Raw genomic sequence first — 14,524 nt, 5'->3', positions numbered from 1 at the left:
CGCCCCGAGAGGTGCAACCCCATGACGGACTTCGACCCGGCCAACTTCGCGAACGTCAGCCCCAAGGAGTTCGCGCAGCTGGTCAAGTCCACCCCCGACGACAAAATCGCCGAGGTCATGTCCGGCGAGAAGCGTGGCAAGATCCTCAACGAGGTCTTCGGCCGCATGCCGTCGCTGTTCCGGGCCGACCGTGCCGGCGCCACCAACGCGGTCATTCACTGGAACATCACCGGCCGGGCCGACGGCGGCACCGACACCTACGAGATCGTCATCGAGAACGGCGCCTGCACCGTCTCGGACGCCCCGGAGCGGGACCCGAAGCTCGGCCTCACCATGGGCCCGGTCGACTTCCTGAAGATCGTCTCCGGTGGCGGCAACCCGGTCATGATGTTCATGACCGGCAAGCTCAAGGCCAAGGGCGACCTGGGGCTGGCCGCCAACATCGCCAACCTGTTCGACATCCCCAAGGCCTGAGATGGCCGAGTTCTCGCTCGACCTGAACGAGGAACAGCGGGACCTCCGCGACTGGGTGCACGGCTTCGCCAGCGACGTCGTGCGCCCGGCCGCGGCCGACTGGGACGCCCGCGAGGAGACCCCCTGGCCGATCATCCAGGAGGCGGCGAAGGTCGGCCTGTACGGCTTCGAGTTCCTCGCCACCTGCTGGGCCGACCCCACCGGCCTCTCCCTGCCGATCGCCAGCGAGGAGCTGTTCTGGGGCGACGCCGGCATCGGGCTGAGCATCTTCGGCACCTCGCTGGCCGTCGCCGCCATCTACGGCGCCGGCACCCCCGACCAACTCGTCGAGTGGGTGCCGCAGTGCTTCGGTGACGTCGACCAGCCAGCGGTCGCCGCGTTCTGCAGCACCGAGCCGGAGGCCGGCTCCGACGTCGGAGCCATGCGTACCCGGGCGGTCTACGACGCGGCCAGCGACGAGTGGGTGCTGAACGGACAGAAGGCGTACGCCACCAACGGCGGAATCGCCGGGGTGCACGTGGTCACCGCCTCGGTCGAGCCGGAGCTGGGCTCGCGCGGGCAGGCGGCGTTCGTCGTACCGCCGGGCACGCCGGGGCTGACCGCCACCCGCAAGCTGCGCAAGCTCGGGCTGCGCGCGTCCCACACCGCCGACGTCTTCCTCGACGACGTACGGGTGCCGGGGCGCTGCCTGCTCGGCGAGCGGGACGCCCTGCTGGCCCGGCTCGACCGGGCGCGTTCCGGGCAGCGCGCCTCCGGCCAGGCGGCGATGCGTACCTTCGAGCTGTCCCGCCCTACCGTCGGCGCGCAGGCGCTCGGCGTGGCCCGCGCCGCGTACGAGTACGCCCTGGACTACGCCAGGGAGCGGGTGCAGTTCGGCCGCCCGATCATCGACAACCAGGCGGTCGCGTTCGCGCTCGCCGACATGCGGACGGAGATCGACGCGGCCCGGCTGCTGGTCTGGCGGGCGTCCTGGATGGGGCGCAACAACCGGCCGTTCACCGCGGGCGAGGGCTCGATGTCCAAGCTCAAGGCCGGCGAGGTGGCCGTCTCGGTCACCGAGAAGGCCGTCCAGTTGCTCGGCGGCGCCGGCTTCCTGCGTGACCACCCGGTCGAGCGCTGGTACCGGGACGCCAAGATCTACACCATCTTCGAGGGCACCTCCGAGATCCAGCGGCTGGTCATCTCCCGGGCCATCTCCGGGATGCAGATCCGCTGACCGCCGGTCCCCGAGGGAGGGCTGCGGCATGGACCTGCCGTTCGTCGTCGCCACGCTGACCCGACGTGGACTGCTCAACCCGGGCCGTCCCGTCCGGGTCGCCGCCCAGCTCGGCGCGCTGCGCAGGTGGGGCTGGGGCCTCGCCGGCGAGCTGCGCCAGGCCGCCGCGCGCGATCCGGGGCGTACCGCCGTGGTCGACGAGCACGGGGTCACGCTGACGTACCAGGAACTGCTGGACCGGGCGGAGCGGCTGGCCCGGGCGATGCGGGCCGGGCTCGGCGTCCGGGCCGGCGACCGGATCGGCATGCTGTGCCGCAACCACCACGGGCTGATCGAGGCGATCGTCGCGGCGACGCTGCTCGGCGCGGACGCCGTACTGGTCAACACCGGGCTCTCCGCGGCGCAGCTCACCGGCGTGACCGAGGAGCAGGCGCTGCGCGTGCTGGTGCACGACGCCGAGTTCGCCGAGCAGGTCCTCGGCCTCCCCGCCGACGTGCCTCGGATCGACGAACGCGGCCAGGAGGAGCTGATCACCGGTGCCCTCCCCGGGGACCAGCTCCAGCCACCGAAGCAGGACGGCCGGACCATCGTGCTCACCTCCGGCACCACGGGCACGCCCAAGGGCGCCTGGCGGCCCACGCCGAACGGCTTCGGCCCGCTGGTGTCCATCATCGACCGGATCCCGCTGCACGTCCGGGACACCGTGATGATCGCCGCGCCGATCTTCCACACCTGGGGGTACGCCGCCCTCCAGGTGGCCTTCGCGCTGCGCGCCACGATCGTGCTGCACCGCCGGTTCGACCCGGCCGCCACGCTGGCCGCCCTGGCGGGGCAGCCCTGCGACGCGCTGTTCGCCGTACCGGTGATGTTGCAACGGCTGATGGAGGTGCCGCCGCCGGATCCCCGCCCGCAGCTGAAGGTCGTCGCGGTCAGCGGCTCCGCGCTCCCCGGTGGGCTGGCCACCGCGTTCATGGACCGCTACGGCGACGTCCTGCACAACCTGTACGGCTCGACCGAGGTCTCCTGGGCGTCCATCGCCGACCCGGCCGACCTGCGCCGAGCACCCGACACCGCTGGCCGGCCCCCGCACGGCACCCTCCTGAGGATCCTGGACCGGGGCGGCGCCCCCGTCCCCGACGGCCAGGTCGGGCGGATCTTCGTGGGCAACGAGATGCTCTTCGACGGGTACACCTCGGGGGCGGGCCGGGAACGCCACGACGGCCTGCTGGACACCGGCGACCTGGGCCGGCTCACCGCCGACGGCCTGCTCTTCGTCGACGGGCGGGTCGACGACATGATCGTCTCCGGTGGTGAGAACGTCTTCCCGTCCGAGGTGGAGGACCTGATCGCCCGGCTGCCCCAGGTCCGCGAGGTCGCGGTGATCGGCGTAACCGACCCCGAGTACGGCGAGCGGCTCGCCGCGTTCCTGGCCCTGCGTCCCGGCGAGACGCTCGACGCGGAGGCGGTCCGCGAGTACGTGCGGCACTACCTGGCCCGCTTCTCGGTGCCCCGGGACGTGGTCTTCGTGAAATACCTGCCGCGCAACGCCACCGGCAAGGTGCTCGTCCGCGAACTGCGCCGCTACTACGGCTGAGTCGGACACCACAGGGGACAGACGGGACCAATCCACCAGTGGTACCTTTCCTCCGCCGGCTGTTCCGGCAGGTTCGCTCACTCCACCGGGAGCAGTCCGATGGTCCGACTTCGCCGGCGCTGGGCACTCGGCCTCCTGCTGGGCGGAGTCTCCGCCGGCGCGCTCGGCGCCGTTGAGCCCGGCCTCGGCCGGCGCCGCGAGGCCACCCTGACCCGCCGCCAGCCCACACCCGTCAAGGTCGACAACCGGCCGGCACCCGTCGCGGTGGAGAACCAGGCGGCCGGCGAGCCCTTGTCGCCGCCGGTCGGTGTCCGTTCCTCCGACGACCGCCAGCGGCAGATCCAGGGGTACGCCTCAGCGACCAGCGTCGCCCCCGGCGAGTCCATCGACTTCCACGTCGCGGTCAACCCGGCCGGCCAGTTCCGGATCACCATCCACCGCCTCGGCTGGTACGGCGGTGCCGGGGCGCGCACCATGCTGGCCAGTCCTGACCTGGCCGGGACGCCGCAGCCGGTGCCGCTCGCCGACCCGAAGACCGGGATGATCGCCTGTCGCTGGCCGGTGTCCTGGACCCTCCCGGTGCCCGACGACTGGACCTCCGGCCTCTACCAGGCGGTGTTCACCTCGGCCGCCGGCTGGCAGGCGAGCACCCCGTTCGTCGTACGCGACGACCGGCGGGCCGCCGCGCTCTGCGTCGTGCTGCCGGTGACCACCTGGCAGGCGTACAACCAGTGGCCGGAGAACGCGGCGACCGGCAAGAGCCTCTACAACGGGTACGACCCCGCCGGGCGGCGGGACCCGGCGTTGCGGGCGTGGGAGGTCTCCTTCGACCGGCCGTACGCGGACGCGGGCGAGCCCAGCCACTTCAGCCGGGACCGTGACGCGATCCAGTGGCTGGAACGCAACGGCTACGACGTCAGCTACGCGACCAGCTTCGACCTGCACTCGGGGCGGCTCGACCCCCGGCGGCACCTCGGGCTGGTGTTCTGCGGGCACGACGAGTACTGGTCCTGGGCGATGCGCCGGGCGGCGGAGTCGGCGCTGGCCCGCGGCACCAGCCTCGCCTACTTCGGCGCGAACAGCGTCTACTGGCGCATCCGGGTCCGCCCGGCCGACGACGGCCGGCCCGACCGGGTGGTCGCCTGCAGCAAGACGCTGCCCGACCCGGGCGAAGACGGGTTCGGCCCGACGGTCACCTGGCGCAGGGCCGGGCACCCCGAGCAGGCGCTGCTCGGCGTGCAGTACAACGGCATCATCCGGTCCCCGAAGCCGCTGATCGTCCGGTCGGCGCAGCACTGGGTGTGGGCGGGGACCGGGGCGGCCGACGGCGACCGGATCCCCAACGTCGTCGCCGGCGAGGCGGACGGCCTCCACGCAAACGTGGCCCGGCCCACCGAAGTCGACGCCACCATCCTCAGCGCGTCGCCGTACCAGGTGCGGCAGGGCGGAACCCACGTACAGAACACCCACGTGTACGAGACGCCGCAGGGCGCGGTGGTCTTCGCCGCCGGCACCCTCGGCTGGACCATGGCGCTGAACCGACCGAAACTCCGGGACGAACGGATCGAACGAGCCACCGCCAACGTGCTCGACCGGATGATCAGTCGCTCGTCGGGCGGCGCCGGCGGCACTCCCCCCACACCGGCAGCCCGGCCCTGATCCGCCGCTTCCGGCCCGCCATGATCGACCGCGTCCGGCCCGGGCCCTATTGACCGCTTCCGGCCCGGCCCTGATCGACCACTTCCGGCTCGGGCCTGAGCGGGCCCTCCGGCTCGGGCCTGATCCGCCGCTTCCGGACCGGCTATCACCCGTTCTCAGCGTGGCCGCACCTCCGCCGCCTCCGCGGTCTGAGGCTCCTCCGCGTGCGGCGCTCCGTTCTGAGGCTCCTCCGCGTGCGGCGCTCCGGTCTGAGGCTCGGCGTGCGGCGCTCCGGCTTGCCCGACGTCCGGCGGCGAACCGCATCGTCGGGCCAGGAGGTGGACGTCAGGCGGCCCGTCAGGACGGCACGGTGATCCGGCCCGCCACCGCGGCGGCGGCGATGTCGGTGCGGTGGTGCGAGCCGGCCAGCTCGACGCCGCGTACCAGGGCGTAGGCGGCGTCCCGCGCGGCGGCCAGGTCGGGGCCGGTGGCCGTACCGCAGAGAACCCGGCCCCCGGCGGAGCGCAGCGTGCCGTCCGCGTCCCGTCGGGTGCCGGCGTGGATGATCCCGGCGCGGTCCGCGCCGCTGATCACATCGCCGGTACGCGGTGCCGCCGGGTATCCCTCGGCCGCGACCACGACGGTGACCGCCGCGCCGTCCCGCCAACGCAGCGGCGGATGCGCGGCGAGGGTGCCGGTGGCGGCGGCGTGCAGCAGCCCGGCGAGCGGCGTCTCCAGCAGGGCGAGCACGACCTGGGTCTCCGGGTCGCCGAAGCGGGCGTTGAACTCGATCACCCGGGGGCCGGCGGCGGTGATCGCCAGGCCGACGTAGAGCAGGCCGGCGAACGGGGTGCCCCGGCGGCGCATCTCGGCCAGCGTCGGGTGCACGACGTCGCGCATCACCTCGTCGACCAGGCCGGGCGGCGCCCAGGGCAGCGGCGCGTACGCCCCCATGCCGCCGGTGTTCGGCCCGGTGTCGCCGTCGCCGACGCGCTTGAAGTCCTGGGCCGGCAGCAACGGCAGGGCCGCCTCCCCGTCGGTGACCACGAAGAGGGAAACCTCGGGCCCGGCCAGGTACTCCTCGACCACCACCCGGCCGCACTCCGCTGCGTGCTCCTCGGCGACCGCCCGGTCGTCGGTCACCACCACGCCCTTGCCGGCGGCCAGCCCGTCGTTCTTCACCACGTACGGGGGCCCGAACTCGTCCAGCGCCCTGGCGGTGCCCTCCTGGTCCGTGCAGGTGTACGCGCGGGCGGTGGGCACGCCGGCAGCGGTCATCACGTCCTTGGCGAACGCCTTGGAGCCCTCCAGCCGGGCCGCCTCCGCCGACGGACCGAACACGGGGATGCCCTTGGCGCGTACCGCGTCGCCGACCCCGGCCACCAGCGGCGCCTCCGGCCCGATCACCACCAGGTCGGCACCGAGCTCCACGGCGAGCGCCGCGACGGAAGCCCCGTCGGAAGCGTTCACCTCCCGCACCGAGGCAACGCCACCGATCCCAGGATTCCCCGGCGCCGCCACCAGCACGTCAACGGCCGGATCCGCGGCCAACCCGAGCGCGAGCGCATGCTCCCGCCCTCCACCACCCAAAAGCAATACCCGCACGACCCCGCATCCTACTGTCCCTACCACCCCGCCTCGTTGATCATGAGGTTTGCGGCACTTACCGAGATCGACTCCGCCGCCAACCTCATGATCAACCCGCCCGTCGTGCCGCCAGAGCGCGGCGGACGACGCTGGGGATGCAGTCGGGGCGGAGCGTGTCGCCCCAGGTGAAGCGGAGAACAGTCCAGCCGGCGTTGACCAGTCGGTTCTGTCGATGCCGGTCGCCGAAGAGGGCGTTCGGGGTCTCGTGTGCCTCCCGGCCGTCAGCCTCCGCTATCACCCGCGAAGCACGCCAGCCCATGTCCCCGACACCGAGCAGGTAACCGTCATCATCCCTGACCTCCAACTGGAGGCAGTCGGGCGGCACCCGTCCGTCGACGCACCGGAGGCGGGTCCGCGTCTCCAGCGGGGACTGCGCGAGCCCGTTGGCCTCGGTCAGATAGCGGCGAGCGGCTACCGCGCCTCGGCGCCCCCTGATCATCGAGAGAATGGAAGGCAGTTCGTCGTCCCTGACCAGCCCTCGGTTCAAGGCGGAATCAAGCACTGAAACGGCAGGGTATCGAGGTTGCCTGAGGATGAGTTCGGCCACCGTCAGCAGGGGAGCCGTAACGGGGATGCCGTCAACCGCCGTCACCGCGTGGGGCGGGTGATCCAGCTGATGCACGATGATGGCGGGATCCCGAATGCGAGCACCCCTGGCCGCCCGTCCCGGCAGACAGACATGGATCTCGTCAAACCTTCGCAGGCCCGCTATCCCATGAAGCTCGGCAGCCGTCGCGAGAACCGCATGAGCCGCCGGGCCCAACGACAGCACCGCAGCCCGAATCCGGCTCCGACGCAGCACCGCCTCTTCGCTCGGGACGGCAACCAGGTAGACCGCTCGGGCGACTCGACGCCAACGCCCCATCGCAACCTGGTTGTCGATCTCGTGGCGGCTGAACCCGGCCGCGAGTGCCTGCTCCCGAGTCACCACCCCGCCCTGGCGGACGGCGACGGCCCCGAGAATCTGACGACGATCCACGGAGCATCAGGCTCCACCCCCCGCCCACCCCACGCAGACCCCTGTGGACAACCCACCCGCCCTGTGGAAAACCCAGAGGCACTCACTTGTCGATCATGAGGTTGACGGTGAGATGGATCTACGATCCTGCCGCCAACCTCATGATCGACGAAGCGGTGGCGGGGTTAGGGGAGGAGGGGGTGGCGGAGGACGTTTTCCTCGCGGCCTGGGCCTACGCCCACCACGCTCACCCGGGTGGCGCAGAGCTCCTCGATGCGGGCGATGTAGCGGCGCGCGTTTTCGGGGAGGTCGTCCTCGGTTCTCGCCTTGGTGATGTCCTCCCACCAGCCGTCCAGCTCTTCGTAGATCGGGGTGGCGTGGTGGAAGTCGGTCTGCGTCATCGGCATGTCATCGAATCGCTTGCCGTTGATTTCGTAGCCGACGCAGATCGGCACCTTCGGCAGGCCGGTGAGCACGTCCAGCTTGGTGATGACCAGGTCGGTGACGCCGTTGAGGCGGCAGGCGTACCGGGCGACGACGGCGTCGAACCAGCCGCAGCGGCGCTCCCGGCCGGTGGTCGTACCGTACTCGTGGCCGACCTTGCGCAGGTGCTGGCCGTTGTCGTCGAACAGCTCGGTCGGGAACGGGCCCGAGCCCACCCGGGTGGTGTACGCCTTGCTCACCGCGATGACCCTGGTGATCGCGGTCGGCGGGATGCCCGCGCCCACGCACGCCCCACCGGCCGTCGGGTTCGACGAGGTGACGAAGGGGTACGTGCCGTGGTCCATGTCGAGCATGGTCGCCTGGGCACCCTCCAGCAGCACCGTATCGCCGCGGTCCAAGGCGTCCCAGAGCATCACCCGGGTCTCCGCGATGTACGGCGTGAGCCGCTCGGCGTAGCCCAGATATTCCTCGATCGTCGCGTCGACGTCGATCGCCTTGCGGTTGTAGACCTTGAACAGCAGCTGGTTCTTCTCGCGGAGCGCCAGCTCCAGCTTCTTGCGCAGGATGCCGGGGTCGAGCAGGTCCTGGAGCCGGATGCCCATCCGGGCGACCTTGTCGCCGTACGCCGGGCCGATGCCCCGGCCGGTGGTGCCGATCCGGGACGAGCCGAGGTAGCGCTCCACCACCCGGTCCAGCGCCCGGTGGTGCGGCATGATCAGGTGCGCGTCGCCGGAGATCCGCAGCCGGGAGACGTCCACGCCCCGCTCGGCGAGACCGTCGATCTCCTCCAGCAGCACCTTCGGGTCGACCACCACGCCGTTGCCGATGACGATCATCGCGCTGGGCGAGAGCGCGCCGGATGGCATCAGGTGCAGCGCGTACTTCTGGCCGTCCGGGGTGATCACCGTGTGGCCGGCGTTGTTGCCGCCGGAGTAGCGCACCACGTAGTCGACCCGCCCGCCCAGCAGGTCGGTAACCTTGCCCTTGCCCTCGTCGCCCCACTGAGCACCGATGAGCACGATCGCTGGCATCTTCTCCGCCTCCAGAAGGCTCGGGTGCCAGGTGGCGACCGGTTGGCGAGCCCGGGGTGTCAGGCTAACAAGTAAGGACGGCGGAACCGGCAGGGGTTCGTCGAGAAGCAGGAGGCTCCTTCGTGTACGACGTGGTGCTGCTCACCCTCGGCTCGGAGCGGGATGCGTCCGGGGGCTGCGGCAGCGGTGGAGCCTGCTGCGGTGGCGCCGACGAGGCCGCCCCCGACGCCAAGACCGCGGAGCGCTGCGAGACGCCGCGCGTACCGGTGCTGGCCTGCGCGGACGCTCTGACCGCCCGGGGTGCCCGGGTGGTGACGGTGACCGCCCGCTCGGACGCCGAGATCGACGAGGTGCTCGCCCGCCTCGACGGGCCGCCGCGTCCCGACGGCCTCACCTGGCCGGACCCGGACAGCAAGACCCGGCTGGTGGTCGCCACGGCCAGTGACGGTCAGTTGCGCGCCGTGCTACGCCGGCTGGTCCGGCGGTACGCTCCGCCGCCGAGCCGCCGTCCGGCCGACCTGGCCGACAACCGGACCGTCCCCGACCTGCCGCCGGTCGGCGTACTCCCGCTCGACCCGGCCCGGGGCGGGACGGCGCGGGACCTGGCCGAGCAGCTCGGGCTGCCCCGCGATCCGGCGGCGGTGGCCGGCGCGGTGCTGGACGGCACCGTCCGCCGGCTCGACCTGCTGCGCAACGACGGCGGTTCGGTGACCCTGGACGGCGCGCTGCTCGGCGCGGCCGACGAGGCGGGCCAACCGCTGCGCTGGCGGGCCCGGGTGGAGGTCGACAGCGCCGTCCTCTCCGACGGCGAGGGACCGATCCTTGCCTGCGCGATCGGCAACGCCGGCGGGTACGCCCGGCTGGACGACGTGGCGCTGCTGGCCGACCCGGACCCGACCGACGGCCGGGTCGAGGTGGCGGTGGCCGTGCCCGTGGTGACCCGGTCCGCGCTGGGCCGGAAGCGGGTACGACTCGAGGTGCGCCGGGCACGAGGACGGGCGGTGGCGGTCGTGCCCCGCGACGAGAAGGTCCCCTTCCTCGACGACGGCGTCGAGGGCGAGCTGAGCCGTAAGCGGTCCTGGTGGGTCGAGCCGGGCACCTGGGCGGTCTGGACGGTCTGACCTCCGTCGATTCGGTCCGACCCCTCGGTCAACCGGACGGCCTATCCTCGGCAGGAGGAATGGGGAGGAACCGTGGTGCACGAGAACGCCGACCGGGCCCACGTACCGGGCCAACCGCAGGTGCCCGAGCGGGACATCGAACCGCTCTGGCCGCCGGATCCGACCGACCCGAACACCGCCGCCCCGCCGTGGGCGGCCGCCCAGCCGGCCGCGCCGGCCTGGCCCACCCCGCCCGCGTCGACCGCCTGGCCGCCGGCACCGCCGCAGCCGACCGATCCGACCAGCCGACCGCGGCCCGACCGGACTCCGCCGGACACCGCCAACGGCACGGGCATCGCCCGCACGGTGCAGCCCTCGATCGACCTGGACCTGCCGTTCACCCTCGACCACCCGCTGGCCGGCCCTGACTGCCGGGCGGCGGACTCGTCCCGAGCTGCCTCCCCGCCCACCACCGACGGGGCGGCAGCCGAGGCGGCCGGCCCGCCAACAACCGGCAAGGCGGCCACCCCGCCCACGGCCGGCAAGGCGGCGGCCGGGGCAGCCATCCCGCCCACGGCCGACCGGGCGGCCGGCGAGGTGACCGTTCCGCCCGCGGCCGACCCGGCGGCGTCCACCCCGCTCGCGGCTGGCGAGGCGGCCACTCCACCCACTGCCGGCGAGGCCGCAGCCGGGGCAGCGATCCCACCCACGGTTGGCGGGGCGGCGGACGGGCCCGGCCAGGGCGGTGACGCCGCGGCGACGGCGGGCAGCCGGAGCGAGTCGCCGTGGACGCAGCCGCCGCAGCGGCTCAGCAACCCGGCGAGCGAGCCGCCCGGCGGAACCCCGGCATCGCCACCGGCGGACGCCGCCGCCGGCCCGGTGACGCCTCCGGCCGCCGGCGCGACCACAGCCAGGCCGACGTCAGCCGAGGTGGGAACTCCCGAACAGACGACAGCCGAGGCGGCAACACCCGGGCCAGCCGATCCCGGGCCGACAACAGCCGGGACGGTTCCCGGGCCACCGGCAGCCGGGCCAGCCGATCCCGGGCCGGCGGCCGCCACCGACCCGGCGGCGGACGTTGACGCGGCGGGCGGCGTGGGATCGGCGCCGCGACTCGGGCCGTTCCCGCCCGCGCCGGGGGTACCGCTGCGCCAGCCGCCGTACGGGGACGGCACGGCGTACCCGCCGGGACCGGTCGGGTACGGACAGCCGGGGCACCCCGGGGCACCGGCGTACCCGCCGCCACCGCAGGCGGGCGGGCCCACCCCGCCACCGGGCCAGTACCCGCCGGCCTGGCCGCAGCAGGGTGCCGCGCCTCAGCAGCCCGGCCCGCCCGCCGCGCAGCAGCCGGCGCCCGCCACCACGTATCCGGCGCCGGTCTGGACCCCGGAGAGCGGGGCCACTCCGACGGCCGAGGACTTCGCCCGCCGCCGCCAGGCCAGACCGGCCGACCCGGTGGCCACCATGGGCGTACGGGCGGTGGTGAACCGGATGGGGCTGGTGCGGCTCCCGCCCGGGCGGCACGAGCAGGAGGCCAAGCGGGACATCGAGATGGTCCGGCGCAACTTCGGCGGGCTGCGCCAGGTGACCGTGGTCAACCCGAAGGGCGGCGCGGGCAAGACCGTCGCCATTCTGCTGCTCGCGATGACCTTCGGCCAGAAGCGTGGCGGATACGTGCTGGCCTGGGACAACAACGAGACGCAGGGCACCCTGGGCATGCGGGCCCAGCAGGACTTCCACTCCCGTACGGTCCGGGACATGCTGCGCGACCTGGGACAGTTCCAGGGCCCGCACGGCCGGGTCGGGGACCTGTCGCAGTACGTCCGCTCGCAGGGCGAGGGGATGTTCGACGTGCTCGCCTCGGACGAGTCGGCGACAGGTGGGGAGATGCTCACCGCCGCCGCGTTCGCCGAGATCCGCGAGGTGGTCAGCCGCTTCTACAAGCTGATCTTCGTGGACACCGGGAACAACGTCCGGGCCCAGAACTGGCAGGCCGCGATGGACGCCACCGACCAGCTCGTGGTCACCATGTCAGCCCGTAACGACTCGGCGGAGACGGCCGCCCGGATGCTCGACCACCTGGAGCAGAGCGGCCGGCAGCGACTGGTCCGGCAGGCGGTGACGGTGGTGTCGATGCCGCCGTCACGCAAGGAGATCGACCTGCCGGCGATCCAGCAGCACTTCGCGGCCCGGACCCGGGCGGTGCTGCTGGCACCGTACGAGCGGCTCATCGACACCGGCGAGCCGATCCGGTACGGCCAGCTCTCCTCGGCGACCCGGGACGCCTGGTTGAAGATCGCAGCCGCGGTCGCCGAGGGGCTCTAGGGCGCCCTGGATGGGGGAAGCTCCGTTCAACAAGATCGCGGAAACAGCGGCCTCCGAAGTGGTTGGAGGCGACTACTTCACGGGTTGAGCGCGATCTTGCGACGGCCGGTCCGATCTGATCGCCGGACCGGCCGTCGACGCGGGTCAGTGACTGGCCAGGGCGTCCGCGGCAGCCGGATCACAGTCGCGGAGGAACTGGGCGCAACGCGCCGCCTCGTCCGCCTCGCCGATCTCGCCCGCGGCCCGGGAGAGCACGTAGAGGCAGCCGAGGAAGCCCTGGTTGGGCTCGTGCGACCAGGGCACCGGGCCGTGCCCTTTCCAGCCGCTACGGCGCAGCTGGTCCAGGCCCCGGTGGTAGCCGGTCCGCGCGTACGCGTACGCCGGGATGACCTGGCCCGCGGCGAGCGACCGGGCCCCGAGCGCCGCCCAGGCCGCGCTGTGGCTGGGGAAGCTCGCCGCGGCCTCGGCGTACGCCTCGTCGGTGTCCTGCTCCGCGGCGGCGGCCAGCGCGGCGTCGGCCTCCTCGTGCACGGGCAGAAGGGTGGCCGGTGGCTCAGGCAACAGGTTCTGCATCGCCCCATTCAACCCGCATCTCGGCCGGCTACGCGAGAGGGTCGGGCCAGCCGGTTGGGCTGAACGGCTGAGGGTTTCGTCACGCCTGCGGTGCCGGCCCGCATACCGGTGGCCCATGCCGGGCGGCGACGTTTTCCACTACAACTGAAAGTCCGGAGCCTCCCCAGGACCGGTTGTGCAGGAGCCCGGCGGCCAGGCCGCCGGGCTCCTGCCCGTTCCGCCGGGTTTGCCGGGTCGGTTCCGCCGGCTTGGCCGGGTTGCCGGGCCCGGGCAGGATGATCCCGTGCCGACCCCACCTCCCGCGGACGTCATCGAGCCGCACGACCCCAGCGTCGACGAGATCCAGACCCGGGCCGAGTTCGACCGGCGGTTCGCCGCGGGGACCCTCGCCGGACTGACCGTGCAGGGGTTGCGTCTCGACCTCGATCCGGTCCCCGACCTGCGTGGCGTCGAGGTCGCCGGGACCCTCTTCGTGGGCTGCCGGTTCGCCGGACGCGAGGTCGGCGCGGACCTGGTTCGGCGTGGCGCGAACGTGGTCCCGCCCTTCTCCGGGCTGCCCTACCCGACCCAGCCGGCCCATCTCTACAGTGCAGACGACCTGGCCGCGGGCTTCGCGGACGCGGGCTTCGCCGGGATGTACGACACCCGGGTGTACGCGCACTTCCGCGCGCACGGCGGCGCGCTGCCGGACGTCCGGGAGGCGCTCGGCCAGCGGCTGCACGACCACGGGGTGGACAACGCGCTGGCGGACGCCACCCGCGCCTGGCTGGCGGTGCACGGACCGCAGTCCGTGGTGGGCGTGATGGGCGGGCACGCGGTACGGCGGGGCAGCGTCGCGTACCGGATGGCGGCGGTGCTGGGCTGGGAGTTGGCGCGGGCCGACCGGCTGGTGGTGACCGGCGGCGGTCCCGGTGTGATGGAGGCGGCCAACCTGGGCGCGTTCCTCGCGGCCTGGCCGGCGGAGGAGCTGACCGCGGCGATCGACCTGCTCGCCACCGCTCCCGACTTCACCGACCACGACCGGTACACGGGGGTGGCGCTGCGGGTCCGCGAGCGGTATTCGGCCGGCCCGGGGTTGCCCACGCCACGGCCGGCGGCGGCCGGTACGGAGTGGGCCCGCTCAGGCGGGCTGGCCATCCCCACCTGGCTGTACGGGCACGAGCCGGCGAACCTGTTCGCCGGACGGATCGCCAAGTACTTCTCGAACGCGATCCGCGAGGACACCATCCTGCGGCTGGCCCGGGGCGGAATCGTCTTCGCACCCGGCCGGGCCGGGACCGTGCAGGAGGTGTTCCAGGCGGCCACCAAGACCTACTACGGCACGGACGGCGCGAGCGGGGCGTACGTCTTCCTGGACCGGGAGTACTGGACCACGGAGCTGCGGGTCGAGTCGCTGCTGCGCCCGCTGTTGGCCGCGTCCCCCTTCGGCGACCTGTCGACCACCGTGCACCTCACCGACGACGTGCACGAGGCGGTCCGGCTGCTCACCGAATAAAGGAAGGGCCCCTTGTTAACAGACGGGTG

At 73.1% G+C, this 14,524-nt stretch carries 11 protein-coding genes; 7 read left to right on the top strand and 4 right to left on the bottom strand.

Translation table 11 applies throughout. The features are described 5' to 3' along the window. Positions 1 to 21 precede the first annotated feature (21 nt). The 4 genes from ACIRG9_RS10705 to ACIRG9_RS10690 all read left to right on the top strand — a co-directional run bounded on the left by ACIRG9_RS10705 (position 22) and on the right by ACIRG9_RS10690 (position 4,943). Entirely contained in the window at positions 22 to 474 is a 453-nt protein-coding gene (locus ACIRG9_RS10705; RefSeq protein WP_402853341.1) for an SCP2 sterol-binding domain-containing protein, read from the top strand. Between the two features lies 1 nt (position 475). Next, positions 476 to 1,690 (top strand): acyl-CoA dehydrogenase family protein, encoded by a 1,215-nt coding sequence (locus ACIRG9_RS10700; RefSeq protein ID WP_402853338.1) that lies wholly within the window; start codon positions 476 to 478, stop codon positions 1,688 to 1,690. A gap of 28 nt (positions 1,691 to 1,718) precedes the next feature. Continuing rightward, entirely contained in the window at positions 1,719 to 3,284 is a 1,566-nt protein-coding gene (locus tag ACIRG9_RS10695) for an AMP-binding protein (RefSeq protein WP_402853335.1), read from the top strand. Positions 3,285 to 3,383: 99 nt separating this feature from the next. Next, positions 3,384 to 4,943 carry a N,N-dimethylformamidase beta subunit family domain-containing protein gene (locus tag ACIRG9_RS10690; protein WP_402853332.1) on the top strand — a complete coding sequence of 520 codons (1,560 nt, stop codon included), beginning with the start codon at positions 3,384 to 3,386 and terminating at the stop codon, positions 4,941 to 4,943. Between the two features lie 336 nt (positions 4,944 to 5,279). On the opposite strand, the gene purD is transcribed toward ACIRG9_RS10690, so the two are convergent. From purD to ACIRG9_RS10675, 3 genes are all read right to left on the bottom strand, one after another. Beyond that, entirely contained in the window at positions 5,280 to 6,527 is a 1,248-nt protein-coding gene (gene purD, locus ACIRG9_RS10685) for a phosphoribosylamine--glycine ligase (protein ID WP_402853329.1), read from the bottom strand. A 91-nt stretch (positions 6,528 to 6,618) separates the two neighbouring features. After that, complete coding sequence (locus ACIRG9_RS10680; protein WP_402853326.1) at positions 6,619 to 7,548, bottom strand: type IV toxin-antitoxin system AbiEi family antitoxin domain-containing protein; 930 nt, start codon at positions 7,546 to 7,548, stop codon at positions 6,619 to 6,621. 164 nt (positions 7,549 to 7,712) lie between these two features. After that, on the bottom strand, positions 7,713 to 9,002 hold the full coding sequence (locus ACIRG9_RS10675; RefSeq protein WP_402853324.1) for an adenylosuccinate synthase: 1,290 nt from the start codon (positions 9,000 to 9,002) through the stop codon (positions 7,713 to 7,715). Positions 9,003 to 9,124: 122 nt separating this feature from the next. On the opposite strand from ACIRG9_RS10675, the gene ACIRG9_RS10670 reads away from it, so the two are divergent. Both ACIRG9_RS10670 and ACIRG9_RS10665 read left to right on the top strand, forming a co-directional pair. Continuing rightward, positions 9,125 to 10,123, top strand: coding sequence for a diacylglycerol kinase family protein (locus ACIRG9_RS10670; protein ID WP_402853321.1), 999 nt, complete (start codon positions 9,125 to 9,127; stop codon positions 10,121 to 10,123). A 543-nt stretch (positions 10,124 to 10,666) separates the two neighbouring features. After that, a complete protein-coding gene (locus ACIRG9_RS10665; protein ID WP_402854233.1) occupies positions 10,667 to 12,427 on the top strand; it encodes a chromosome partitioning protein in 1,761 nt (586 codons plus the stop codon). A gap of 144 nt (positions 12,428 to 12,571) precedes the next feature. Here ACIRG9_RS10665 and ACIRG9_RS10660 read toward each other — a convergent pair whose 3' ends face one another. After that, a complete protein-coding gene (locus ACIRG9_RS10660) occupies positions 12,572 to 13,000 on the bottom strand; it encodes a DUF3151 domain-containing protein (protein ID WP_402853318.1) in 429 nt (142 codons plus the stop codon). A gap of 283 nt (positions 13,001 to 13,283) precedes the next feature. Here ACIRG9_RS10660 and ACIRG9_RS10655 point away from each other — a divergent pair, with 283 nt between their 5' ends. Then, on the top strand, positions 13,284 to 14,495 hold the full coding sequence (locus tag ACIRG9_RS10655; protein ID WP_402853315.1) for a hypothetical protein: 1,212 nt from the start codon (positions 13,284 to 13,286) through the stop codon (positions 14,493 to 14,495). Positions 14,496 to 14,524 lie beyond the last annotated feature (29 nt).

Source organism: Micromonospora sp. NPDC093277, from assembly GCF_044765245.1.
GTDB lineage: Bacteria > Actinomycetota > Actinomycetes > Mycobacteriales > Micromonosporaceae > Micromonospora.
Note: the sequence above shows the minus strand (reverse complement) of the source record. Positions and strands in the feature narration are given on the sequence as shown.